This window comes from Psychroserpens algicola (genome assembly GCF_014526325.1).
In the GTDB taxonomy this organism is placed as follows: Bacteria; Bacteroidota; Bacteroidia; order Flavobacteriales; family Flavobacteriaceae; genus Psychroserpens; species Psychroserpens algicola.
The window spans coordinates 228,374-252,651 of record NZ_JACNMJ010000003.1 but is presented as its reverse complement, the minus strand read 5'-3'; the positions used below and the strand labels follow the sequence as shown (position 1 = coordinate 252,651).

Sequence of the window (24,278 nt, the reverse complement as noted above, 5' to 3'; positions counted from 1 at the left end):
CTACAGATGCCAAAACAAAGCAATAATGAATGGGCTGAGCTTTTAAAAGCCATAGTGCCCAAAGGCCATCGCTGGAAGGATCTTTGGCATCTGTGTGGTGTAGTGATGGCTGGTGTGTTTAGTGACGGGTTTCGTTCACGACGACGCTGGCTCGTGTATGTGATGTATCATGCCAACTGGTTAGATTTACGTGAAACCCCATATACCAGTCTATCAAATGAGACACTTGCTTCAATTGTAGATGCGCATCTTACAGGTAAAATTAGGAAAGCCGATATCTACAGTCTGTTACGTACAAGTCCTAATACCTTTAAAAAAAATTATGCAGATTATCTTAAGCTCCCAAAACAGCCAAAACTTGGGTTTTTAATACTAACATTAGTTACCAAATGGCAGGATTCTAAGGGCGAATTATGGCAACCTGTGAGCAAACAGGATTTAGCCAATCTGGAAGGTTTGTATCCTAAAAAAATAGCCAGCATGTTTGTGCATGTACCTCAGGCTCAGGATTATTTTAACTCTATTGGTGCGTCTTATCCTGAGGTTAAAGCCTTTCCGCCGCTATTGGTCGAACAATTTTTTGAAGAGATTGGCGAACCTGAACGGTTTGACGCTTTAGTGAAACAGTTAGCCGAAAAAGAAGACCAAGACTTTAATGCCCTAACCACATAACTCATAAACATATCATGGAATATAAAATTTTACATAGTATCAATTACCATAATTTAAATCATATCGTAAACGACCATATTAAATCAGGATGGCAACTCCAAGGCGGTGTCGCTAAAGGTGTTGGCGATGAAGTCTATCAGGCTGTGGTGATGCCTAAACATTAAATATATATTAGATCATAAACGGAGGCTACACTGACTATGATATTTTGACGTAGACTTGTGCGTTGGTACTTATCGATTATCCCGATCCACCTTATCATAAGCGCGGATGGCAAGAATAGCCCATATAACGACACAAATGGAAACAAACACCGAAAACCACAGTACAATATCGTTAGCGTCCATTTTTTATCTGTTTTATAAAGATGACTATTCCGAGGAGTGTCGGTACCCAAAGTCCGACAAATATACCATGCAGCTGATCACCTCTTAAGAATAGGTATTCGGCCACTACAATGATGAGCACACAGAGTGCCAACATAAACAAATTAGAAGGACCGATTTTTTTAAAAAAACTCATGGTTGATGTATTGGTTCACTTTCCTAAGATAAGAAAAAATAAGGTTTCTGTGGTATCAGGTTTGTGTTGATGTCTAACTTGATGTTAACGCTTAGAATTAATAATCTGAATCCCCCAAAGAATTGTAGCTGCTGAGACTAGAAATGTTAATATCAACATGATTGTATCCGTATCCATTAGTGATGGTTTTAATTAATAGCTTTGTTTAACATGACAAAATTGGCTTTAAAAAAACTTTTAGATTAATCAATATGAATAAAATGTGTGCTTTATCTTTGCAAAAATGAATATTTACCATGTCGAAAGCGAAAAAACCAGATCAAGTTGTATTTAATGAAGCTACCCAACGTTATGATGCGTCTCTGAAGCCTTTTGCTACAAATGTAGGTGCGCCTTCTATACAGGTTAGCGATACCTCATCATGGAAAGACCGTAACGTCCATAAAGCCAATAAGCAGATACAAGCGAAATATGTAGAGCTTAAAGCCGCTTATGATCAAATGGTTGAGGAATTGGAATACAATACGCTCGTTTATAATGCGCGTTATAACTTCGAACCCATCGTTGGTGAAACGTATCATTTATATCGCGATACCCACGATGCTCCTTTTTTATCTATACTGACGCCTGATAGTAATAATTTTGACTATATCGGCAGTTTTCAATTGACCAGCGAATTGCTTTGGAAAAAGGTAGCACATTAATTTTTTTTAGGCTTTTTTAACAGCGCGTTCTGCTCCTCTAGCAATTCAGTAAGTTTTGAAAGCAGTTCAATATCCTTAGGGGTTTTAACGACTTTGTTTTTTGGGTCCTGCGCTTTATCTCGTAAACGATTCATGCCTTTAACGACGATAAATACGGTAAGTCCGACTATTAGGAAATCTAAAAATGTTTCGAATAACACACCATATTCAATCGCTACTTGCTGCGTAGTAATCTCACCCTGAGCGTTAGTTACGGCTTCGCGTAGTATATATTTTTTATCCTGATAATTGAGTCCGTCGGTCATTAAAGACAATGGTGGCATAAAGACTTTTTTGACTAATACATCTATCACTTTATTAAATGCTGCGCCAATGATGATACCAATAGCCATATCCATCATATTGCCTTTTACAGCAAATTCTTTAAACTCTTTTAAAAACTTCATGGTGTTATATGTTTTAGTGACTGGTTGCAAAGGTATTCTAATCGTCGTTTAGATACAAAATGAACTTTATTGCTTGTATGTTAAAGACATTACATCGCTTTTGATACCGCAATGCAGTATTGAACTTCTTAATTATTTGGGTTTATTTTTTATAATATTTCGCATATTTTCGGTATGCCAGTAAACTAATAACCACTAAAACAGCAATAACACTCGCTATAATTTTAAAGCTTAAGATTTGCTGTCCTGATTGGTATGAGTGTAATCCTGCCAGGTAGAAGTTTACACCAAAATAGGTAAACATAATGCTTGAGAATGCAAAAACCGATAACAGGTTAAAACCAAAGCGGCCACGCAATCCAGGAATAAGACGCATATGAATGACAAAGGCATATACCATAATACTGATGAGTGCCCAGGTTTCTTTTGGATCCCAGCCCCAATAACGTCCCCAACTTTCGTTTGCCCACATACCTCCAAGGAAATTTCCAATAGTAAGCATCACCAGACCAACCGTAAGTGCCATTTCGTTAATAATGGTGAGCTCTTTGATGTTCATGTCCATTTTAACTTTATTTTCTTTGGTTGTAAAAATCATCAGCAATAAAACGGTCAAGCCTAAAATCATACCTAAGGTAAACGGACCATAACTTGCCACGATAACTGCCACGTGAATCATTAACCAGTAACTATCTAAAACCGGTTGCAGATTGGAGATGGCAGGATCCATCCAATTTAAATGCGCTACCAGTAAAATCATAGACGTTACAAAGGCTGTAGCTGCAAGTGTTAATCGACTTTGTCGTCCGAAGGCGAGACCAAAAAACATGGTTGCCCATGCGACATAAATCATCGATTCGTAGGCATCACTCCAAGGTGCGTGCCCTGAAATATACCAACGGACGATTAATCCGCCTGTATGCACTAAAAACGTGAGGAGGATGGCAATACCAAAAACTTTTACAGCAACATCTATAAGTTTACTTCGTGTTTTAAAAATTTGAATGATAAGTAATACAAACAGAACAACACCAAAAAGCATGTAATACAAATACAGTTTTTTGAAAATGTCGTATTTGTTGTATAAAATTTCGGTTTTGATTTTATCATCGGAAAGCATGACTTCACTTCCCTCCTGTTGCTGGTTCTTTTTAAATCCGTCCAACAAGCGGTCTGCCGTTGAGAAATCTCCCGATTGTCTCGCTTTATACAATTCGCTCAGGTAATAACTTAAACTGTTTTCAATAAACTTTCCGTAGAGTGTATCTTTAATTTTAGTTCGGTAGTCTTCTCTGTATTCCACTGGAGAAATCCATGTGTTTTTGTCATCACCAGGCACAGGAAAAATTTTCATTGATCGTCCGTCGAGCGTATTAAATAACAAACTCATGCGGTCATAAGCTTCTCTGAATTCCTTTTGAAACCCATTAGGCGTATCTGTACTATAAGCATCCTGTAAGTAAGGTCCCAATTTGTTACGACCATCATCGGTTAAGAAATCGGCGATAGATACATATTTCACATCGGTATCGACACCAATAATTTTTCGGATAGAATCGGCTTTACGTTTTGCCAGATAAATTACAGGGACGTTATACCAGAAGAGCGGACTCTCTTGCATTGACAATAAGACCTGATTGGCATCAAACTCTTCGTAATGGTCTTTTTTACTCAGTTTTCTCAGGACTTCGGAAGCAAACGTGTTGGCTGGCATCATACGACCACTGTAATCCTGAATAACTAATTCGCCAAATTTATCACTGTGCGATTTCGGATTGATATTGGCTCTGATTACCGAATCAATTTCAGCTTTTGAAGGTCGAGTAAACGCTACCTGCGCACTGTGGTTATGCCCATCCCCTTCGAAATGTTCCTGTTGGTTCTGACCGTGATTATGGCCATCATCTTCAGTATGTTCCTGAGCAAATCCTACCAGTCCGAAACACAATACAAGAATAGATAAGAGCTTTTCTTTTTTAGCCTTTACCTTTTCGAGCATACGTTTAAGATCTGCGAAACGAGTGCCTTTAGCAAAAAGAATAGCCATTAAGCCGAAGTACAATAACATGTATCCGAAATAGGTTACCCAAGTTCCCCATTGGTCATGATTGACCGAAAGTTTGGTTCCTTTTTCATCTGGAAAAAAGCTGGATTGGAAAAAGCGATAGCCACCTTCATCCAGAATATTATTCATAAAAATGCGATAATCATAAGGCGCTTCATCAGGCTTAATAACCGTTACTTCACTAGCGAATGACGAAAAATTATCTTCGGTACCAGGATAACGTTCTGCCATAAAATCATTGAGTTTTATGCTAAACGGAAGTTCTTTGACTATAGAGCCATATTTGACAGCGATATCTAATCCGCCAACATTAACTTGCTCAAAACGACCGTTGACATATTGTCCGCCTAACAAATTCACTGTTTTGGTTTCTCCATTTGCAGTGACATCGATAACCACACCATCTTCACGACTACGTAGCAACTGCGATTTTTTTACAACGCCAAATTGTCCTTTCATTACGGGCTTTGGAAACACCATTGCCATATTTGCAATCTGATATCGTGAACGCAGTATTAGTGGCTGGATAGAATCTTTGACAAGCGTCCCTGTCGCTTGCGTTGCCATGGTCATATAATCCCCTTCAAACGGAGATTCGATAAATAATCGATGTTCCTGAGTCGTGATATTGATTGCCCCCTTTTTAGGGTTATTTAAGGTAAATACCACATTATGGATTAGTTCTTCACCACCATCTTTAATAAAGTGACTATGAGACGCTTCATCACCTGCCTCAACAAGTTTTAAATACGATTCACCATCATCACTCGGAATGATATCCAGTTCGGCATCTTTGACAAATTTTTTGACACTTAACTTTACAGGTGTACCATTATATTCGGTTTCGACGTCCATGTCATTATCTAAGCGCTCTGAAAAATCAACACGCTCCTGAATCACACGTCGTTGCTGTTGTCCGTCGATAACCAGGTCACCATCAATAAAAGCCGTAACATAAATATCTCTGGTAAGGAATGTATTTTCTGTTTCACCTTCGCGAATTGGCATCCAACCTTCGAAGCCAATATATCTGGTAATTCCTGCACCTAAAAGGATAAAAATAAATGCCAGATGCAAAATTAAGGTTGCCCATTTTTCTTTTCTTAAGAGTCTGTATCTAAAGATATTTCCGATGAAATTCACCATAAATAAAATCATTATGGTTTCAAACCACCATGCATTATAGATGTAATGTCTTGAGTAAGGTGTTGGTGATGTCTCCTGGCCAGCATCCATAAATGTGCCGACTATCATAGCGATAGCGTAAACAATAAATAAAATACCAGTAAGACGTGTAGAAAAGAGAATGTTAGCAAGTTTCTTTTGCATAGCGCGAGAGCTTATTTTTTTGTTGTGCAAAGATAACCATTTTTGTTTGTATCTGGCCTGACTTTTAGCACCAAAAATCTGTTAAAACTTTAGCAGGTTTTACACTGCTATTTCTGTTGTCTGGCTTCGAATATTTTAAGATACATAAAGGTTCCCATTTTACGAGCTCTGCGTTTGGCATTTTCGGCAACTTCGCCTTCAAATAAGCTATTGAGTGTTTGCGCCCAGAGGTTTAACCAAATTCCAAAATGCATTTCGGTGATGCTATTATCATGCATTGCATCGACCTTTACATGAACTTCCAGCGGATTTCCATAGTACTTTTCCTCTAAGGTTTTGGTCATAAAGAGACTTGTTTCCCAGAAGGTGGTCAAATGGTCTAAATGCGCTTCCCAATCTTTGATTGTCTCATTAAAAAAAGGCCCGAGCGTTTCATCAGCACGCACCTTATCATAAAAGGTTTTTACCAACAAAAAAATATCATCTCTATTTTGAATATCTCTTTTCATATACTGCTAAGATAATCGAATACATCTTCATATGAAATGTAAAACATCATATTTATATGTCGTATTTCTATTGTATGTTTGCAACATGATTTCAGTAGTTATTTTAGGAGCTGGCAATGTAGCAACCCATTTGTACAAGGCGTTTAAAGCCTCTGATGGCGTTGTTGTAAAACAGTGGTATAACAGGCATTTGGACGGTATTAGATCGTATAGCAATACGGTTGAAATAACTGATGACATATCACAACTTGTAGAGGCCGATATTTATATCATAGCCGTTAGTGACGATGCTATTGCTCCATTATCAGAGCAATTGCCTTTTGAGAACCGATTTGTTGTACATACCTCAGGAAGTGTAAGTGCTTATGACCTCGATAAAAAAAACAGACGTGGCGTCTTTTACCCGCTACAAACCTTTTCTAAAGCTGCAAAAGTTGATTTTTCTCAGGTTCCAATTTGTCTGGAAACCTTAAGAAAAACAGATTATATGCCCTTAAAGCGGTTAGCTATATGCATTTCTGATATTACAAAACGTGTTAATAGTGATCAACGTGCTGCACTGCATCTGGCAGCTGTATTTGTAAACAATTTTACCAATCAGCTCTATCGCATTGCACATGAAATTACCGAATCTCAAGGCGCAGAGTTTGATTTACTAAAACCTTTAATTTTAGAAACGGCACAAAAAGTTCAGGACCACTCGCCTTTTATGTCGCAAACCGGACCTGCAAAACGAAAAGACAAAAAGACCATAAAAAAGCATTTGAAATTACTTGATAATGCACAACATAAAGAGATTTATAAACTCCTAACCGCTTCAATACAACATACACATGGACGATAAAAGTTACAAAGAATATCTGGCAGAAATTACCACCTTTATTTTTGATGTTGACGGTGTGCTTACCGATGGCACTGTTACTGTTATGACCAATGGTGACATGCTACGACGTATGAATATTAAAGATGGTTATGCGCTTAAAACAGCAAAAGATGCTGGCTTTAATATTTGTATTATTTCTGGCGGAAGTAACCTTGGTGTTCAAAAACGGTTAGAAGGTTTAGGCATTACTGACATTTATTTAGGTGCCCATCAAAAGGTGAATCAGTTTCATGAGTACTTAAGCCATAACAATATTGATCCTAAACATGTGTTATATATGGGAGATGATATTCCTGATATTCCTGTCATGCGACTGGTAGGCTTGCCGTGTTGTCCACAAGATGCAGCCATAGAAGTTAAAGCAGTGAGCAAGTACATATCACATAAAGGCGGCGGAAAAGGTGCTGCTAGAGATATTATTGAGCAAATTATGAAAGTGCAAGGCAAATGGAACGGGAATTTTGATGCTAAATATGATTAAGTCGCTCTTAGGACATTTTCTTAAACGTTTCGGATACCATAAATGCTAAGTATTTTAAACCTTATTCGCTGGAAAAATCTGGTAATGATTATCATTGCTCAGGTTCTTATTAAGTATGCACTTTTTGAGCCCTATGCTCCTATTACTGTTTTAGATACTACCCGTTTTATTCTTTTAGTACTTACAACACTCTGTATTGCTGCAGCCGGAAACATCATCAATGATATTTATGATGTAGACACCGATTTGGTAAATAAACCTGACCAGGTTGTTATTGGTAAACAGATCTCTGAATCTTTTGCCTACACCCTGTTTTTTACGCTCAATGTTATAGGAGTTTTACTCGGTCTCTATTTATCTCATAGCATTGGTGAGAGTTCGTTTTTCTCAATATTTGTTATCATTTCTATATTGCTCTATGTGTATGCCTCATATCTAAAAGGCACTATACTTATTGGTAATCTGCTCATCTCATTTTTAGTTGCAATGAGCATCATTATTGTAGGTGTTTTTGATATATTACCAGCAGCTGTTCCGCAAATTAGAGACACGCAAATTATCTTTTTACAAATTGCAGGAGTCTATGCGCTTTTTGCTTTTTTAATCAATCTTGTTCGTGAAATCATAAAAGACATTCAGGATGTTGATGGCGATTACAAAGTAGGCATGAACACATTACCAATAGCTATTGGCCGCGAACGTGCTAACAAAATTGCCTTTGCTTTAAGCATGTTACCTATTGGAGCACTAATTTATGTTATCGTTACATTTTTGTATACCAATCTTATTGTCGTTGGCTACTTCTTATGTTTTGTTATTGCTCCTTTGCTGTATTGTACAATAAAAATGTTCTCTGCAGAACATAAATCACACTACACACATCTTAGTATGATGTATAAAATCATATTAGGTTTAGGTTTAGTATCTTTAGTGCTATTACCTTTACTTCTAAAATAGCTCAACCATGATTAACGATAAACTTGCGACCTACCATATTATTCTGGCTTCTGGCTCTCCCAGGCGTCAGCAGTTTTTTAATGAATTGGGTTTAGATTTTGAAATTAGACTTAAGCCTGTTGATGAGTCTTATCCAGATCGGTTGCGCCATTTTGAGATTAGTGATTATTTAGCACAATTAAAATCTCTTCCCTTTAAAAATGAGCTTCAAGATAAAGAGATTTTAATCACGAGTGATACTATTGTATGGCATAATCAAAAAGCTCTTGGCAAACCAAAAGACGCCCAAGAAGCCTTTGACATGTTGTCTTCTATGAGCGGAACAACACATGAGGTCATTACCTCTATTTGCTTTACAACACCTACAACTCAAAAAACAGTTAATGCAGTAACTAAGGTTACCTTTAAAGTACTAACTGAAGACGAAATCAATCATTATATTACAACTTATCGACCTTTTGATAAGGCTGGTGCTTATGGCATACAAGAATGGATTGGTCAAATTGGAATCGTCAACATTGAAGGTTCTTATACCAATGTTGTAGGCTTACCAACACATCTCCTTTACAAAACGTTAAACAGTATGGTTCAATAAGTTTTCGGTTGTAATTTTGTAGTAAATTTTAATTATGAAAACGTTTATTCCGACCTTGACAATATTGTTAGGAATTTTAGTATCCTGTAAAAATCCTTCTGTTTCAAACGACCAAACCCTTCATTCTATGTCTATTTCAGAAGTTGAAGACAACATTGAAACGACAGATGCTTTTATTCCGTCTGAAGCATTTAAATCTTATTGGTATGCAGGTGAAGCTGAAATATCATCCTACAAATTAGAGCAGGCTCGTTATGGTGAATTACGTGATGGCGAAGCTGTTTTAGTATTCGTTACTGAAGATTTTTTACCTGAAGCACAAGTAAAAGCAGACCAGTATGACAAAGCGAATACACCAGTTTTAAAGCTGAATGCTATGAAAACCTTTACGACTGGTATTTATCCGTATTCCATTATGGAGTCTACTTTTTATCCTGTAAGCAATACAGCGCACGCTATGAAAGTGAGCTGCTCGGTTCAGGAATGGTGTGGCCACGTATATTCCCAACTCAATAACAGGTCGCAATTTGAAATAAGCTCACACAGTTATTTTGAAAGTGAAGGCGATGCCAATTTCAAATTAGATAAAGCGGTTTTAGAAAATGAACTATGGACGCAGTTAAGGCTCGACCCTTCCAGTTTACCAACTGGCACGCTTAACATCATTCCGTCATTAGCATATCTGAGACTTAAACATCTAGACACAAAGGCATACGAGGCAAACGTTACACATACCAAAGGACAATATATAATAGATTTTAAAACACTTGACCGTAAATTAACCATCAATTATGCTGTAGCATTTCCTCACCAGATTACCAGCTGGGAAGTCTCTTATAAAGATGGATATGGAGATAATTCCAAAATGCTCATTACAAAAGCAACTTTGTTAAACACGATAAAATCACCGTATTGGACTAAAAAATCGAATGCTGATTTACACTTACGTGACACCCTAAAATTAAAGTAAAATTTCATCCTTAAAATGTATCTTTGATACATCAACTAAAATCAATGTACATGTTTTTTCAAACCTATCAAACTGAATTAATCATAACAGGAATTGTACTTCTTATACTATTAATCATTCGTTTTTTCAGTCATACAATTATTAGAAAAATAGGGAAGAAAAGCGATATTAATGAAGCACGTATAAAATTGATTAACAGATATGTATCTGTAACTTTCTTAATTATAGCTTTAATAATTGAAGCTTTTGTTTTTGGTGCAGAGTTTAAAGATATGACCCTTATCTTTTCTTCGGTTTTTGCTGTTATCGGAATTGCCTTATTTGCCATTTGGTCTATCCTTAGCAATATAACATCAGGTATTATTATGTTCTTCTCTTTTCCGTATAAAGTTGGTGATAAAATTCAGATACATGACAAAGACTTTCCTATTGAAGCCATCATTGAAGACATTAGAGCATTTCAACTTCACCTTCGATTAGACAATGGTGATTTGGTTACCTATCCCAACAATTTAATTCTTCAAAAAGCAGTAACCCTTATTGAAAAAGATGCTATTGAAGGTTTGCTGGATGATGGTAGCGATTCCATTTAAAACTCAATTCACGCTTCTAACGTTAAAGAAAAACTAAAACCAAGGGCTTCCCTGAGATACTTCATTATATTTGGTTATAACTAACTATATCATAATGAAAACAAGATTACGCCTACTTTTTATTTTCCTATGTTCTACAACGTTAATTACAGCGCAACAACCTAAAAAACCTACCTCATCTGAAATTTATGAGTCCATTAAAAAACTTAATTTTTTGGGCTCGGTATTGTATGTTGCCGCACATCCCGATGATGAGAATACACGTCTCATTTCATACATGTCTAATGAAGTTAAGGCTAGAACTGCCTACTTATCACTAACGCGTGGTGATGGTGGTCAAAACCTGGTTGGCCCTGAAATTAGAGAGCTCCTTGGTGTGATAAGAACTCAGGAGTTGCTTGCAGCTCGTCGTACTGATGGAGGCGAACAATTATTTACCAGAGCTAATGATTTTGGTTACTCTAAGCATCCCGACGAAACTCTAGCTATCTGGAATAAAGAACAGGTATTAAGCGATGTTGTTTTAGCGATTCGGAAATTTAAACCTGATGTGATTATCAACCGTTTTAATCACAGAACTCCTGGTACCACACATGGTCATCATACGAGTTCGGCGATGTTAAGTCTTGAAGCTTTTGATATTGTTGGCGACAAGACTGCTTATCCAGACCAATTATCTATGGTCGATACCTGGCAACCTCAACGCCTTTTCTTTAATACCTCATGGTGGTTTTATGGTAGTCAGGAAAATTTTGACAAAGCCGATAAAACCAATCTTTTAGCTATTGACACTGGTGTCTTTTTTCCTAGTGACGGATTGAGTAATCCTGAAATTGCTGCACTAAGTCGAAGTCAGCATAAATCACAAGGGTTTGGAAGCACAGGAAGCAGAGGTTCACAAATTGAATACATAGAACTCATCAAAGGCGAGTTGCCTTCTGATAAAACCAATATTTTTGAAGGTATAGATACTTCGTGGAATCGCATTGAAGGAGGTAAAGCTATTGGAGATATCCTTTACGCTGTAGAAAAGTATTATGATTTTAAAAATCCGTCAGCGTCTCTTACCGAACTTATGAGAGCGTATAAAGCCATTCAAAATCTGAAAAATGAACACTGGAAAGCGGTAAAAACTAAAGAAATAAAAGATATCATTGCTGCTTGTGCTGGATTATATCTGGAAGCCACCTCTAATACCAACCAAACGACTGCTGGATCTCGTGTTGATTTAAATATTGAAGTCATTAACAGGTCTGATGCCAACATCACCTTATCAAGCTTTGTGAATCCAAATGGTATTAAAATCGATAAAAACATTCCACTTGATAACAACACCCGATTTGATTTTAAGGAAACTTTAAAAATCAATTCAAATCAGGAGGTGTCCACGCCATACTGGCTCACAAAAAAAGGAACTCTGGGCATGTACACTGTTACCGACAAATCACTTATTGGGAAACCTGAAACACCAAGAAATCTTAACGTTACATTTCATCTAGCCATCGAAAATGTCAGTATTCCATTTACCAAACCTATAGTCTATAAAACTAACGACCCTGTAAAAGGCGAAGTTTATAAACCGTTTGAGATTATTCCAGAAGTGTCTGCTAAAATTTCAGAAAAAGTCATCATTCTAGATACCGACAAACAGCGAGACATTGAGGTAATCGTTACAGCAGGAAGAGATAATGTAGAAGGATATGTCCAGTTGGCGTACCCAAATAACTGGAGCGTTTATCCAGAAAAACAAAAAATAAATATTAATCATAAAGGTCAGGAAGCACATATCATTTTTACCGTTATACCACCAAAGGAACAAAGCGAAGGCTTGCTTACTCCTATGGTTCATATTGGTGATAATATTTATACTAAAGAACTCATTGAAATCGATTATGACCATATCCCATTTCAAACCGTACTATTACCAAGCGAAAGCAAAATTGTACGCTTAGACATTCAAAAACGTGGTGAGAACATCGGTTATATAGAAGGTGCTGGTGATGTTGTTCCAGAGAGTCTGAGACAAATTGGTTACAACGTAGCGATTTTAAAACCTGAGGATATTTCCGCAGAAAACCTGAGTCGTTTTGATGCTGTGGTTATTGGCATTAGAGCTTATAACACTGTCGAGACCTTAAATTTTAAGCAACAAATACTTTTTGATTATGTCGCTCAAGGCGGAAATATGATCGTGCAGTACAATACCAATCGTCGTATTAAAGTCGATCAAATTGCACCTTACGACTTAAAGTTGTCGAGAGATCGTGTGACTGATGAAACTGCAGAAGTTAAGCTTCTGGCGACCGATCATGAGGTTTTAAACTTTCCGAATAAAATTTCGCCAAACGATTTTGAAGGCTGGACCCAAGAACGCGGTCTGTATTTCCCTGATGAATGGTCTGAAGACTTCACACCAATCTTATCTATGAACGATGATGGCGAAACACCAAAAACCGGAAGTTTACTCGTTGCTAAACATGGTAAAGGGTATTATATATACACAGGCTTGAGTTTTTTTAGAGAATTTCCTGCTGGTGTTTCAGGTGCTTATCGCCTGTTTGCAAATATGCTATCTCTAGGCAAAAACGATATTAACTCTCCTAATCAAATCAAAAACTAATGGAAAAGTACAAATGGAATAAAATGTACACTCTTGTACTCTGCGCCAATATCATCTATATCATAGCATTTTACTTCATCACTAAAGCCTTTTAAAAATGCAAACATTAGACTGGATTGTGCTCATTAGCACATTATTACTTATTGTCATTTATGGCACCATTCAATCGAGAGGCAGTAAAAATGTACAAGATTACCTCAAAGGCGGCAATACCTCTAAATGGTGGACTATCGGCTTATCGGTTATGGCTACTCAAGCCAGTGCCATTACATTTTTATCTACTCCTGGTCAGGCCTTTAATGATGGTATGGGTTTCGTACAATTTTATTTCGGACTTCCTATAGCCATGGTCGTCATTTGCATGGTATTTATTCCATTATACCATCGCTTAAAAGTGTATACCGCTTATGAATTCTTAGAAAATCGCTTTGATTTAAAGACCAGAACATTAACCGCTATTTTATTTTTGATACAACGCGGTTTAGCCGCAGGAATTACCATTTTTGCGCCAGCTATTATCTTATCTGCAGTTTTAGGCTGGAATCTCCTCTTACTTAATGTTATTATCGGTGTTCTTGTCATCATCTATACGGTTTCTGGAGGAACTAAAGCCGTAAATGTGACTCAAAAGCACCAAATGATTGTCATTTTTACTGGTATGATTATCGCCTTTTGCTTAATCATCGATAAACTTCCCGAAGGTATTACCTTTTCAAAAGCACTTGATATTGCAGGAGCCAGTGGCAAAATGGAAGTCTTAGATTTCTCATTTAATCTCAATAACCGCTATACTGTTTGGAGTGGTCTCATTGGTGGTACATTTTTAATGCTCTCCTATTTTGGAACAGACCAGAGCCAGGTACAACGCTACCTATCAGGAAAGTCGCTTAAAGAAATGCAAATCGGAATGATGTTTAATGGCTTACTAAAAGTACCTATGCAATTTTTCATACTACTTGTAGGTGTGATGGTATTTGTATTTTATCAATTTAATGAGGCGCCTGTAAACTTTAACCCTACTGCGACCGAAGTTGTTTTAAATTCTGAATATGCAGACCAATATAAGGCTATAGAAAAAGCACAGCAGGACAACTTCTTAATGAAAAAAGCGTCTATAAACGAATTTTCAAAATCCGATGGAAAAGTGCATCCCGATGTCATTGCCAAATACAATGCACAAAGTGATACGTTACGTGCAAATGCAAGACGACTTATTGATAAAGCAGGTGATTCTCAAAATTTAAAAGTAGAGAGCAATGATAAAGATTATGTCTTTATTCACTTTATTTTAAATAATTTACCTCGTGGATTAATCGGTTTGTTACTTGCTGTTATTTTAAGTGCTGCCATGTCAAGTACCTCTAGTGAATTAAATGCATTAGCAAGTACTACAACTATGGATTTATACAAACGAAATACCTCTGAAAAATCTGAAACCGAAATGGTTAAAGCCTCAAGATGGTTTACTTTAGCATGGGGAATTATCGCCATTGGAGTCGCTTGTGTCGCCAATCTTGCTGAAAATTTAATTCAACTGGTTAATATTATTGGTTCCATTTTCTACGGAAATGTGCTCGGTATTTTCCTATTGGCTTTCTTTTTTAAATTCGTTAAAGCCAATGCTGTATTTACGGCAGCTCTGATAACTCAGGTTTTAGTGATAGGCTTGTTCTTACTCAATGAATATGACATCATTAACCTGCCTTTTTTATGGCTTAATTTTGTAGGCTGTCTTATAGTTATTGTGATAGCGTGTTTAATTCAATCCCTTAGTTCTAATAATACAAACTATGCAGCATCCTAAAACAATACATTGGGGAATCATAGGCCTAGGAAAAATTGCTCATAAATTTGCGCAAGACTTAAGCCATGTGCCAAACTGTAAACTCTACGCAGTTGCTTCCAGAGATCAACTTAAAGCTAATCGTTTTTCAAAATCGTATGGTTCTCAAATCGCATACAGTAATTATGAAGCTTTAGTTGAAGATCAAAATATTGATGCTGTGTATATTGCTACACCTCATGCGTTTCATAATGAGCATTCTATATTGTGTCTCAATCATAAAAAGGCGGTGTTATGTGAGAAACCTTTTGCCATGAGCCTAAGTGAAGTTGACGAAATGATAGCCACAGCAAAAGCTAATAATGTCTTATTGATGGAAGCCCTGTGGACCTATTTCCTTCCGCATTATCAATTTACTCTGAACCACTTACAACAAGCAACTTACGGACGAATAAAAAAAATTGAAGCTGATTTTGGGTTCCAACCAGAAATAGACATGACTTCAAGATTGTTTAAAAAATCTTTAGGTGGCGGAAGCTTACTTGATATTGGCATCTATCCTCTTTTTGCAGCTTTGTCAACTCTTGGTGAACCTGTTCAAATAGAGTCTAAAGCCACATTCTTTGAAAACGGTGTCGATTCGTCAACATTAATGCTTTTAAGCTATGCTAATGGTGTTGAGGCACATTTGAAAAGCACCTTAGTAGAACAGACACCTACTGAAGCTATTTTTTATTGTGACAATGGCATTATTAAAATAAATTCAAGATTTCATGAACCATCGAGTGTCACAGTAATTTCAGAAGGAAACGAAGACACATATGAATTTGACTATACTACAAATGGGTATAACTATGAGGCGCATCATTTTAACGAACTTATAAGACAAAACAAAACAGAAAGTGATATTATGACTTTTGATTTTAGCAAAAAGCTCATCACAATGCTCGATACAGTTAGACAACAGATAGGCTTAACCTATTAGCGCTACACCACGCCTCATATCTTAGATTCGCATAAAAAAAGACCCTTTGAGAAGTTCAAAAGGTCTTTAATTTTATATTCAATTACAAGCTTACATCGCTCCCCATTCTTTTAGAGATTCCATGTTTTGATTCACATAATTTTGGTTACCAGCTTCTTTAGCTGCCTGCATTGATTTTTTTGCCAATTCTATAGCTGCTTTTTTCTCTCCAGCTGCTGCATAAATTAATGACTGCTGTCTTACTTGCCAGAATCCAGGTTTCTCAATCATAGACATCGCTTTATCAATCCAAGTTTTTGCTTTTTTGATATCCTTACCAGAGTTTAAATAGTAAACAGCAGAGGCATAGTAATCGTTGGCGCTTGGACCAGACATCACACTATCAATTGCAGAAGTCACTTTTTTATCTGTTGGTACAGTAAACGGTATTGCCACATAAGATTTCTCCCATATGATATCAATGGTTCCTCCATTGTTAGTGATATTATTAATATCTATAGTCATCGTCTCAATACTAAATGGAACTTCAATCACATCAACTTTAGCAGTTGCTACAACTTTACTATCATCCCACTCTCTTGGTGCTCCCCAGTTTTCGGTGTCGCTGTAAAATATAACATCCCATTGCTTAGCAGAATTCAATTTTGTAAACATAGCATAAGCTCCTGCTTTAACATCTTGCCCTGCAATAGTCACATCATCACTAAAAGTAATTATAGTGTTTTTGTTGGCTCCAGTTCTCCACATACCTCCATAAGGTTCTAAATCCCCAAAAATAGTTCTTCCTTTAACACTCGGACGAGAATACTCAATCGTAATGTCGGTTAATCCTACTTTTTGTTCAAACTTAGCTAAGGGACTTGGTGCTGGCGTTTCGATTTGTGCGTATGAAGTGAATGTCATAGCAAACACTGCAAACACGAGTAATAATTTTTTCATTTGTATCAGATTTAATGATTAGTTTTTAATTCACGTAAATTTACAAACAAGCTAAGCCTTTGTTTGTTAATAAAACCTTAAATATAACCTCTTGAACTTGACAAAGGCTAAATGCACTGCTATATCACCAATAAAATTATATCCAAACCTATTAAACTACTAATCTCTTGTTAAATTTTGTTTAACATTATACAAAATATATTAAACAATCGTATCTTTACTACACAATTTATGAAACATGGCAAAAAAGAAGACTATCTCTAACACAGACATTATTACGTTTTATATGGATTATGTTTTGGAGCATAATACTCAACCTAAAACGGTATACGCATTTGCAAAGGCAAATCATTTTGAAGAACAAAAATTCTATGAGCATTTTGGGTCATTTGAAGCCATTGAAAAGCATATTTTTTATGCTTTTTTCCACAACACTATTTCCATATTAGAAAAAAGCGAGGATTATACTAATTTTGATGCAAGAAATAAACTCTTAAGTTTTTATTTCACTTTTTTTGAAAACTTGACTGCTAATCGCAGCTATGTTAAACATGCATTAGAACGACATAAACACAGTTTAAAGGGTTTAACATTACTGTCTCAACTGAAGCAGGCTTTCACAAATTATATAGCACAACTAGAGATTGAGCTTATAGACACCAAGCAAGAACAAATAGATAAGATTCAACGTCGCGGATTAAAAGAAACTGCCTGGATGCAGTTGCTGATAACAATGAAGTTTTGGATGGACGACACCTCTCCTGGATTTGAAAAAACCGATATTTTCATTGAAAAATCTGTAAACACAAGTTTTGATGTTCTAAATATTGCTCCACTAAAAAGCCTTATTGACTTTGGGAAATTCATTTTTAAAGAAAAAGTACAAATGCATTAAACTTTCCTATGAAAACTATAGACAACATCCCTACATCAAAAATACAAAGAGCTACAAAGCTGGTTTCTACAGGAGCAAAAGTTGGAGTTAATTATCTTAAATACTATGGAGACAAATTAACTAAAACAGAGAACGAAGCTAAAGAACGCCTCAATCAAAATAATGCTGACGACATATACAATGGTTTAAAACAACTCAAAGGCAGCGCTCTTAAAGTAGCACAAATGCTCAGTATGGAAAAAAGCATATTACCTCAGGCTTATGTAGAAAAGTTTTCTCTGGCGCAGTTTTCTGTACCACCCTTATCTGCTCCTCTGGTTCTTAAAACATTTAAAACTTACTTTGGAAAATTGCCAAGTGACATCTATGATACCTTCAATGCAACTTCTGTTAATGCTGCCAGTATAGGACAAGTCCATATTGCAGAAAAAAACGGGAAGAAACTTGCTGTGAAAATCCAATATCCAGGAGTTGCAGAAAGTATCGCTTCAGATCTCGCCATGGTAAAACCCATAGCCATGAGTATGTTTAATATTAAAGGAAAAGATTCTGACAAATATTTTAAAGAGGTCGAAAGCAAACTCATTGAAGAGACCGATTACATTCTAGAAGTTAAGCAGAGTAAAGAAATTGCTCAAAATTGCGCTCATATTCCTAATCTCTTATTCCCCAAATATTACGAAGACTTATCTTCAGACCGTATCATCACTATGGATTATATGGTTGGTGAGCACCTTTCAGAGTTTACAGCTCATAATACCAATCAGGAATTTTCAAACCAATTAGGTCAAGCGCTTTGGGATTTTTATATGTTTCAGATTCACAAATTAAAGAAGGTACATGCCGATCCGCATCCAGGTAACTTTTTGGTATCTGAAAACGGACAATTGATTGCGCTCGATTTTGGCTGTATGAAAACCATTCCGAATGAATTCTATATCCCATATTTTGAATTAGCTGAAAAAGACAATATTAATAATCGTGATTATTTTATTGAAAAACTATACCAACTTGAAATATTACGACCAGACGATACACCTAACGAAATCGCTTTTTTCACTGATATGTTCCACGAAATGCTAAGCCTGTTCACACAGCCTTTTCATGCTAAAACCTTCGACTTTTCTGATGGTGATTTTTTTGGAAAAATAGCCGAATTGGGTGAACGTTATTCAAAAAGTACGGAACTCAGAAAAATGAATGGTAATCGTGGTTCTAAACATTTTATTTACATCAACAGAACATTTTTTGGACTATACAATCTTATGTTTGATTTAAAAGCCAAGGACATCAAAATCAATAATTTTAAAACCTTATAATGACTTATATTAGCAATGAAGCGTTGAACAACTTTCATCATGTATACCGCATTAACTTAATCAATAGTTGTTCGGGTTACAAATCGGCTAATTTATTAGGTACAAAATCTAAAAATGACATAGAAAATGTTGCTGTATTTAGTTCTGTGACCCATATAGGTTCAAATCCGCCTATGCTTGGATTTTTCTGTAGACCAACAACGGTATTGAGACATACCTATGAAAATATAAAGTCTACAGGATTTTATACCATTAACCATATTCATGAACCTATTTTAGAAGATGCGCATCATACGTCGGCCAAATACGATTCAGATATTTCCGAATTTGATAAAACACAGCTCATTTCAGAATATAAACATGAGTTCTATGCGCCTTTCGTCAAAGGTGCTCCGCTCCAATTAGCCATGAAATTTGTTGAAGAATATCACATCAAAGCTAATGATACCATCCTTGTCATTGGAGAAATTATGGGATTACATGTTGATAACGAATTACTTGAAGATGATGGGTTTATAAATTTATCAAAAGGAAATGTAGCCACAATTAATGGTTTGGATGGCTACGCAATTCCCGAATTAAAATCACGCTTTGCATACCAAAGACCAAAAACTGATTTGTCATGAAAATTCTGGTTACTGGAGCAACAGGTTATATTGGAAAGCGTTTAATTCCGTTATTAGCAAATGACGACCACCAAGTTGTATGTGCCGTAAGAGACAAATTACGAGCCGATAAAAGTTATGCTGAAGAAGCCTCAATCGATGTTATTGAAGCCGATTTTTTAAAACCTGAAACACTTCATTCTATTCCGGATGATATCGACGTTGCGTTCTATCTCATTCACTCCATGTCTAATTCCTCTAAAGATTTCGAATCTCTTGAAGAACGCTGTGCAAAAAACTTCAAAAATCAACTTGAAAAAACAATAGTTAAACAAGTTATTTATTTAAGCGGGATTACAAACGAAGATAATTTATCTAAGCATCTTCAGTCTCGTAAAAATGTTGAGAATCTACTGAAGTCTGACGCCTATGCTCTTACCATTTTTAAAGCAGGAATTATTGTTGGCTCCGGAAGCTCTTCTTTTGAAATCATCAGAGATTTAGTCGAAAAGTTACCGTTTATGATTGCTCCAAAATGGCTAAATACCAAAACGCAACCGCTTGCTGTAAGAGATGTTCTAAGCTTTTTACATCGCAGTGTTGGTTTTGAAAAGGTCTATAACAAATCATTTGATGTGTTTGGCCCTGAAGTTTTAACCTACAAACAAATGCTCTTACAATTTGCCGAAGTGAGAGGATTAAAGCGTTATATATTGACAGTCCCAGTAATGACTCCAAAATTATCATCCTACTGGCTATATTTTGTCACATCTACTTCTTACAAACTAGCAACCAGTCTCGTTGATAGTATGGGTGTTCAAATTATTGGAAAACCAAGTCAAATAAACACCTTACTTCAGGTAGAACCTATTTCATATAAAGCAGCTGTAGAACACGCATTTGAAAAGATAGAACAGAATAGTATCATTTCCAGTTGGAAAGATTCTATGGTAAGTAGTGGTCGGTTAAGAAACAACCTTCATAAATACGTGAATGTTCCTAAGTACGGTTGTTTTCAGGACTATAAAGAGCGTCCTGTCATAAATTCTGAAAAAACTATTGACAAAATCTGGCGTATTGGTGGCACCACAGGATGGTATTATGGTACTTTTTTATGGAAAATTAGAGGTTATATAGACAAACTTTTTGGTGGTATTGGTTTGCGTCGCGGACGAACAAGTCCGACACAACTTGATGCTGGAGATGCATTGGATTTTTGGCGCGTCATATTTGTCGATAAAGTTCAAAAAAAGCTTCTACTCTATGCTGAAATGCGCCTGCCTGGTGAAGCCTGGCTGGAATTTAAAATCGAAGACGGTTTACTCAAACAAACAGCAACGTTTAGACCTCGTGGACTTTGGGGACGCTTGTACTGGTATAGCGTTTTACCGTTTCATGGCTTAATTTTTAAAGGTATGATTAATAAGCTTGTCGATGTCTAATCATAAAAAACAACATCTTCCAGAAAAACAGTGTCCAACTTGCGGACTCACATTTAACTGGAGAAAGAAGTGGGCAAAGAACTGGGAACATGTAAAATATTGTAGTGAAAAGTGCAGAAGAAACAAGACAACATAGGATTAATTTGGTTTAGAAACGACTTAAGAGTTCAAGATAATTATACACTCAATCAGGCCATTTCAAATCATAAGCACCTTATAGCTTGTTATTGTTTTGATCCTAAACAGTATAGCATTTCTAAATTTGGTTTTAAAAAAACCGAACGCTACAGAACTCAATTTTTGATTGAAACCATTAACCAGTTAAAAACCAACCTAAAGCAACTCAACATCGAGTTGTTTATAGCCATAGACACCCCTGAAAACGCTATAAAAAACTTAGTAGATACATTCTCGATTTCTTCCATATACTTACAAAAGGAATGGACAGATGAAGAAGTCCAAACATTAGCAAGAACAAAATCCAGCTTACCGAATACGATTATATTTCACGAATATTACGATCAGTTTTTATTTCACCCAGATGACATTCAGATGTCGTTTGATGAAATCCCTGAAGTCTTTACCAGGTTTAGAAAAAATGTGGAGTTAAATAGTACAGTTAGACCTGTTACTATCAATTCTCCATCTGAACAAATTAGCGAGATTACTAATGACACTTATGCTCCTACACTTCAGGAATTAGGTTTTGAAGTGTTTGACAAACACCCTAACAGCGCTTTTCCTTTTGAGGGTGGCGAAACAAATGCCACACAAAGACTTGATAATTATTTTTTTAAATCTAAAAAAATAGCCTCCTATAAAAAAACACGAAATGGCTTAGTTGGAGTAGATTTTAGTTCAAAGTTCTCACCTTGGTTAGCCAATGGTAGTATTTCTGCCAGAACCATTTATTGGCAAATTAAAACATTTGAAGACAAACACATTAAAAATGAATCAACCTACTGGCTCATTTTTGAACTTATATGGAGAGACTATTTTAAATACATTGCTTTGAAACATCAAAATGACATTTTCAAACTTGGTGGTATTCTCCATAAAGATTATGATTGGTATCAAAATGAAAATCAGATCAAAAAGTGGATTAACGGAACTACACCATCACATTTTGTAAATGCGAATATGATTGAACTCGCCAAAACCGGCTGGATGAGCAATAGAGGTCGGCAAAATGTAGCGTCTTACTTTGCCAAAGACATGCATTTAGACTGGCGTATTGGTGCCGCGTATTTTGAATCCATGCTTATCGATTATGATGTACATAGCAACTACGGAAACTGGATGTATGTTGCTGGTGTTGGAAATGACCCAAGAGACCGAAAATTCAATGTCAAATTACAAGCCGAGCGTTATGATGCCAATGGTAGATTTCAAAACTTATGGTTACAAGACACACTATTTTAAATGAAAACATTAAGGCTCATATTAGGTGACCAACTCAACATTAAGCATTCGTGGTTTAAAAGCACTACCAAAGATGTGACTTACTGTATGTTTGAAATGCGCCAGGAAACCGACTACGTTAAGCACCACATTCAAAAAGTAATTGGCTTTTTTGCTGCCATGCGTGAATTTTCAAAGACTGTTGCTTCTGAAGGTCATCATATCGAATACTTCAGAATTAACGACACACAAAATACGCAAGACCTTACTAAAAACTTAAAGTTATTAATTGAACGTCACGATATCGAGTGTTTTGAATATATCCAACCTGATGAGTACCGTTTAGACCTTCAGCTTAAAACTTTGTGCAAAGCACTCCAATTTGAATCAAAAGCTGTTTCCGTAGAGCATTTCTACACAAAACGTCAGGACTTAGCTCAATTTTTTAAAGGAAAAAAACAATATCTCATGGAAAATTTCTACAGAGATATGCGCAAAAAGCATGATATTTTAATGATTAGTGATCAGCCAGAAGGAGGACAATGGAACTATGATAAAAGCAATAGAAATACTTGGAAAGGCGATGTTGACATACCAACTTATAAATTGTTTAAAAATGATGTTTCCGAAGTACAAACAGATATAGAAACAGCACAAATTAAGACATTTGGACGCTTAGAAACTAAAACATTCTCCTACCCTATTACAAGGCCTCAAGCGTTAAAACAACTTAAATATTTTTGTGAAACACTTTTAGTTCATTTTGGCGATTATCAGGATGCGATGCACACAGATGAAACGTATTTATTTCATTCACGCTTATCATTTGCTATGAATTTAAAATTGTTATCTCCCAGAGATGTTGTTACTACAGTAATGAATTACTACAGGAAACATAGCGATGCCATTCACATTTCGCAAGTTGAAGGATTTATAAGGCAAGTTATTGGCTGGAGGGAATACATGAGAGGTATGTATTGGGCTTTAATGCCAGATTATAAATCTAAAAATGAATTAGAGAATCATAATTCACTAGCTGATTTTTTCTGGACTGGTGACACCAAAATGAATTGCCTTAAGCATGCTATCACCAATTCTCTTGACAATGGTTATGCGCATCATATTCAACGATTGATGATTACAGGGAATTACGCCTTATTAACGCAAACCAATCCTGATGACGTTGATGCCTGGTATCTTGGAATCTATGTAGATGCTATAGAATGGGTGCAATTACCAAATACCAGAGGCATGAGTCAATTTGCTGATGGCGGACAAATTGCCACCAAGCCTTATGTCTCTTCAGGATCATATATCAACAAAATGAGCAACTATTGTAAGTCTTGCCACTATAATAAAAATAAAAAAATTGGTGATGATGCTTGTCCGTTTAATAGTCTGTATTGGAATTTCTTAGATGATAAACGAGATCAATTAGGTGATAATTTCAGAATGGGAATGATGTATAATATATTAGATAAAATGAATCCACAAGATCTTCAACAGATAAAAGAAAAGGCGCAAGATATTATTACACATCAAAACAGTTACTAACAAGGCTAA

23 protein-coding genes are annotated in these 24,278 nt (G+C 36.1%); 19 read left to right on the top strand and 4 right to left on the bottom strand.

The window, feature by feature from the left end; all coding sequences use genetic code 11:
* Positions 1–6 precede the first annotated feature (6 nt).
* From H7350_RS09760 to H7350_RS09750, 3 genes are all read left to right on the top strand, one after another.
* A complete protein-coding gene (locus tag H7350_RS09760) occupies positions 7–672 on the top strand; it encodes a hypothetical protein (RefSeq protein ID WP_204345718.1) in 666 nt (221 codons plus the stop codon).
* Between the two features lie 14 nt (positions 673–686).
* Positions 687–836 carry a DUF1737 domain-containing protein gene (locus H7350_RS09755; RefSeq protein ID WP_204345717.1) on the top strand — a complete coding sequence of 50 codons (150 nt, stop codon included), beginning with the start codon at positions 687–689 and terminating at the stop codon, positions 834–836.
* A 654-nt stretch (positions 837–1,490) separates the two neighbouring features.
* Positions 1,491–1,898 carry a DUF2452 domain-containing protein gene (locus H7350_RS09750; RefSeq protein ID WP_204345716.1) on the top strand — a complete coding sequence of 136 codons (408 nt, stop codon included), beginning with the start codon at positions 1,491–1,493 and terminating at the stop codon, positions 1,896–1,898.
* On the opposite strand, the gene mscL is transcribed toward H7350_RS09750, so the two are convergent.
* From mscL to H7350_RS09735, 3 genes are all read right to left on the bottom strand, one after another.
* Positions 1,895–2,344, bottom strand: a complete 450-nt coding sequence (gene mscL / locus H7350_RS09745; RefSeq protein ID WP_204345715.1) for a large conductance mechanosensitive channel protein MscL — start codon at positions 2,342–2,344, stop codon at positions 1,895–1,897. The two genes, H7350_RS09750 and mscL, sit on opposite strands and share 4 nt — an antisense overlap.
* 142 nt (positions 2,345–2,486) lie before the next feature.
* The gene (locus H7350_RS09740; protein WP_204345714.1) at positions 2,487–5,738 is read right to left on the bottom strand and encodes a cytochrome c biogenesis protein CcsA; all 3,252 of its coding nucleotides are present in this window, start codon (positions 5,736–5,738) and stop codon (positions 2,487–2,489) included.
* A 107-nt stretch (positions 5,739–5,845) separates the two neighbouring features.
* Complete coding sequence (locus H7350_RS09735) at positions 5,846–6,247, bottom strand: group III truncated hemoglobin (RefSeq protein WP_204345713.1); 402 nt, start codon at positions 6,245–6,247, stop codon at positions 5,846–5,848.
* Positions 6,248–6,332: 85 nt separating this feature from the next.
* Here H7350_RS09735 and H7350_RS09730 point away from each other — a divergent pair, with 85 nt between their 5' ends.
* From H7350_RS09730 to H7350_RS09690, 9 genes are all read left to right on the top strand, one after another.
* A complete protein-coding gene (locus H7350_RS09730) occupies positions 6,333–7,091 on the top strand; it encodes a Rossmann-like and DUF2520 domain-containing protein (protein ID WP_204345736.1) in 759 nt (252 codons plus the stop codon).
* The gene (locus H7350_RS09725; protein ID WP_204345712.1) at positions 7,081–7,611 is read left to right on the top strand and encodes a KdsC family phosphatase; all 531 of its coding nucleotides are present in this window, start codon (positions 7,081–7,083) and stop codon (positions 7,609–7,611) included. The genes H7350_RS09730 and H7350_RS09725 overlap by 11 nt, the downstream gene beginning before the upstream one ends.
* Positions 7,612–7,653: 42 nt before the next feature.
* Positions 7,654–8,568: a geranylgeranylglycerol-phosphate geranylgeranyltransferase gene (locus H7350_RS09720; protein ID WP_204345711.1), complete on the top strand. Its 915-nt coding sequence runs from the start codon at positions 7,654–7,656 to the stop codon at positions 8,566–8,568.
* Between the two features lie 7 nt (positions 8,569–8,575).
* Complete coding sequence (locus tag H7350_RS09715; RefSeq protein WP_204345710.1) at positions 8,576–9,163, top strand: Maf-like protein; 588 nt, start codon at positions 8,576–8,578, stop codon at positions 9,161–9,163.
* A gap of 34 nt (positions 9,164–9,197) precedes the next feature.
* On the top strand, positions 9,198–10,133 hold the full coding sequence (locus H7350_RS09710; RefSeq protein ID WP_204345709.1) for a septum formation inhibitor Maf: 936 nt from the start codon (positions 9,198–9,200) through the stop codon (positions 10,131–10,133).
* Between the two features lie 44 nt (positions 10,134–10,177).
* On the top strand, positions 10,178–10,726 hold the full coding sequence (locus H7350_RS09705; protein WP_204345735.1) for a mechanosensitive ion channel domain-containing protein: 549 nt from the start codon (positions 10,178–10,180) through the stop codon (positions 10,724–10,726).
* A gap of 94 nt (positions 10,727–10,820) precedes the next feature.
* A complete protein-coding gene (locus H7350_RS09700) occupies positions 10,821–13,346 on the top strand; it encodes a PIG-L family deacetylase (protein ID WP_204345708.1) in 2,526 nt (841 codons plus the stop codon).
* 97 nt (positions 13,347–13,443) lie between these two features.
* The gene (locus tag H7350_RS09695; protein WP_204345707.1) at positions 13,444–15,150 is read left to right on the top strand and encodes a sodium:solute symporter family protein; all 1,707 of its coding nucleotides are present in this window, start codon (positions 13,444–13,446) and stop codon (positions 15,148–15,150) included.
* Positions 15,137–16,114: a Gfo/Idh/MocA family protein gene (locus tag H7350_RS09690; protein ID WP_204345706.1), complete on the top strand. Its 978-nt coding sequence runs from the start codon at positions 15,137–15,139 to the stop codon at positions 16,112–16,114. The genes H7350_RS09695 and H7350_RS09690 overlap by 14 nt, the downstream gene beginning before the upstream one ends.
* A 90-nt stretch (positions 16,115–16,204) precedes the next feature.
* On the opposite strand, the gene H7350_RS09685 is transcribed toward H7350_RS09690, so the two are convergent.
* Entirely contained in the window at positions 16,205–17,053 is an 849-nt protein-coding gene (locus tag H7350_RS09685; RefSeq protein WP_204345705.1) for a DUF2911 domain-containing protein, read from the bottom strand.
* A 238-nt stretch (positions 17,054–17,291) separates the two neighbouring features.
* Between H7350_RS09685 and H7350_RS09680 the strand changes: the two genes are divergently transcribed.
* The 7 genes from H7350_RS09680 to H7350_RS09650 are packed head-to-tail and all read left to right on the top strand — an operon-like array spanning position 17,292 to position 24,269.
* The gene (locus tag H7350_RS09680; protein WP_204345704.1) at positions 17,292–17,948 is read left to right on the top strand and encodes a TetR family transcriptional regulator C-terminal domain-containing protein; all 657 of its coding nucleotides are present in this window, start codon (positions 17,292–17,294) and stop codon (positions 17,946–17,948) included.
* An 8-nt stretch (positions 17,949–17,956) separates the two neighbouring features.
* Entirely contained in the window at positions 17,957–19,267 is a 1,311-nt protein-coding gene (locus H7350_RS09675) for an ABC1 kinase family protein (protein WP_204345703.1), read from the top strand.
* The gene (locus tag H7350_RS09670; RefSeq protein ID WP_204345702.1) at positions 19,267–19,893 is read left to right on the top strand and encodes a flavin reductase family protein; all 627 of its coding nucleotides are present in this window, start codon (positions 19,267–19,269) and stop codon (positions 19,891–19,893) included. Before H7350_RS09675 ends, H7350_RS09670 begins: the two co-directional genes overlap by 1 nt.
* The gene (locus H7350_RS09665; protein WP_204345701.1) at positions 19,890–21,314 is read left to right on the top strand and encodes an SDR family oxidoreductase; all 1,425 of its coding nucleotides are present in this window, start codon (positions 19,890–19,892) and stop codon (positions 21,312–21,314) included. The genes H7350_RS09670 and H7350_RS09665 overlap by 4 nt, the downstream gene beginning before the upstream one ends.
* Positions 21,307–21,450 carry a DUF2256 domain-containing protein gene (locus H7350_RS09660; RefSeq protein WP_204345700.1) on the top strand — a complete coding sequence of 48 codons (144 nt, stop codon included), beginning with the start codon at positions 21,307–21,309 and terminating at the stop codon, positions 21,448–21,450. The genes H7350_RS09665 and H7350_RS09660 overlap by 8 nt, the downstream gene beginning before the upstream one ends.
* Positions 21,426–22,736, top strand: coding sequence for a DASH family cryptochrome (locus H7350_RS09655; RefSeq protein ID WP_204345699.1), 1,311 nt, complete (start codon positions 21,426–21,428; stop codon positions 22,734–22,736). Before H7350_RS09660 ends, H7350_RS09655 begins: the two co-directional genes overlap by 25 nt.
* Positions 22,737–24,269, top strand: a complete 1,533-nt coding sequence (locus H7350_RS09650) for a cryptochrome/photolyase family protein (RefSeq protein ID WP_204345698.1) — start codon at positions 22,737–22,739, stop codon at positions 24,267–24,269. It begins immediately after the preceding gene.
* The last annotated feature ends 9 nt before the right edge of the window (positions 24,270–24,278 follow it).

What these genes read in the sequence shown, in the direction of transcription:
- H7350_RS09730 (WP_204345736.1), top strand. Translation starts at nt 6,333, where the DNA reads ATGATTTCAGTAGTTATTTTAGGAGCTGGCAATGTAGCAACCCATTTG.
- H7350_RS09710 (WP_204345709.1), top strand. Translation starts at nt 9,198, where the DNA reads ATGAAAACGTTTATTCCGACCTTGACAATATTGTTAGGAATTTTAGTA.
- H7350_RS09715 (WP_204345710.1), top strand. Translation starts at nt 8,576, where the DNA reads ATGATTAACGATAAACTTGCGACCTACCATATTATTCTGGCTTCTGGC.
- H7350_RS09705 (WP_204345735.1), top strand. Translation starts at nt 10,178, where the DNA reads ATGTACATGTTTTTTCAAACCTATCAAACTGAATTAATCATAACAGGA.
- H7350_RS09680 (WP_204345704.1), top strand. Translation starts at nt 17,292, where the DNA reads ATGGCAAAAAAGAAGACTATCTCTAACACAGACATTATTACGTTTTAT.
- H7350_RS09755 (WP_204345717.1), top strand. Translation starts at nt 687, where the DNA reads ATGGAATATAAAATTTTACATAGTATCAATTACCATAATTTAAATCAT.
- H7350_RS09725 (WP_204345712.1), top strand. Translation starts at nt 7,081, where the DNA reads ATGGACGATAAAAGTTACAAAGAATATCTGGCAGAAATTACCACCTTT.
- H7350_RS09735 (WP_204345713.1), bottom strand. Translation starts at nt 6,247, where the DNA reads ATGAAAAGAGATATTCAAAATAGAGATGATATTTTTTTGTTGGTAAAA.
- mscL (WP_204345715.1), bottom strand. Translation starts at nt 2,344, where the DNA reads ATGAAGTTTTTAAAAGAGTTTAAAGAATTTGCTGTAAAAGGCAATATG.
- H7350_RS09750 (WP_204345716.1), top strand. Translation starts at nt 1,491, where the DNA reads ATGTCGAAAGCGAAAAAACCAGATCAAGTTGTATTTAATGAAGCTACC.
- H7350_RS09695 (WP_204345707.1), top strand. Translation starts at nt 13,444, where the DNA reads ATGCAAACATTAGACTGGATTGTGCTCATTAGCACATTATTACTTATT.
- H7350_RS09685 (WP_204345705.1), bottom strand. Translation starts at nt 17,053, where the DNA reads ATGAAAAAATTATTACTCGTGTTTGCAGTGTTTGCTATGACATTCACT.
- H7350_RS09760 (WP_204345718.1), top strand. Translation starts at nt 7, where the DNA reads ATGCCAAAACAAAGCAATAATGAATGGGCTGAGCTTTTAAAAGCCATA.
- H7350_RS09740 (WP_204345714.1), bottom strand. Translation starts at nt 5,738, where the DNA reads ATGCAAAAGAAACTTGCTAACATTCTCTTTTCTACACGTCTTACTGGT.
- H7350_RS09650 (WP_204345698.1), top strand. Translation starts at nt 22,737, where the DNA reads ATGAAAACATTAAGGCTCATATTAGGTGACCAACTCAACATTAAGCAT.
- H7350_RS09660 (WP_204345700.1), top strand. Translation starts at nt 21,307, where the DNA reads ATGTCTAATCATAAAAAACAACATCTTCCAGAAAAACAGTGTCCAACT.
- H7350_RS09700 (WP_204345708.1), top strand. Translation starts at nt 10,821, where the DNA reads ATGAAAACAAGATTACGCCTACTTTTTATTTTCCTATGTTCTACAACG.
- H7350_RS09690 (WP_204345706.1), top strand. Translation starts at nt 15,137, where the DNA reads ATGCAGCATCCTAAAACAATACATTGGGGAATCATAGGCCTAGGAAAA.
- H7350_RS09720 (WP_204345711.1), top strand. Translation starts at nt 7,654, where the DNA reads ATGCTAAGTATTTTAAACCTTATTCGCTGGAAAAATCTGGTAATGATT.
- H7350_RS09675 (WP_204345703.1), top strand. Translation starts at nt 17,957, where the DNA reads ATGAAAACTATAGACAACATCCCTACATCAAAAATACAAAGAGCTACA.
- H7350_RS09670 (WP_204345702.1), top strand. Translation starts at nt 19,267, where the DNA reads ATGACTTATATTAGCAATGAAGCGTTGAACAACTTTCATCATGTATAC.
- H7350_RS09665 (WP_204345701.1), top strand. Translation starts at nt 19,890, where the DNA reads ATGAAAATTCTGGTTACTGGAGCAACAGGTTATATTGGAAAGCGTTTA.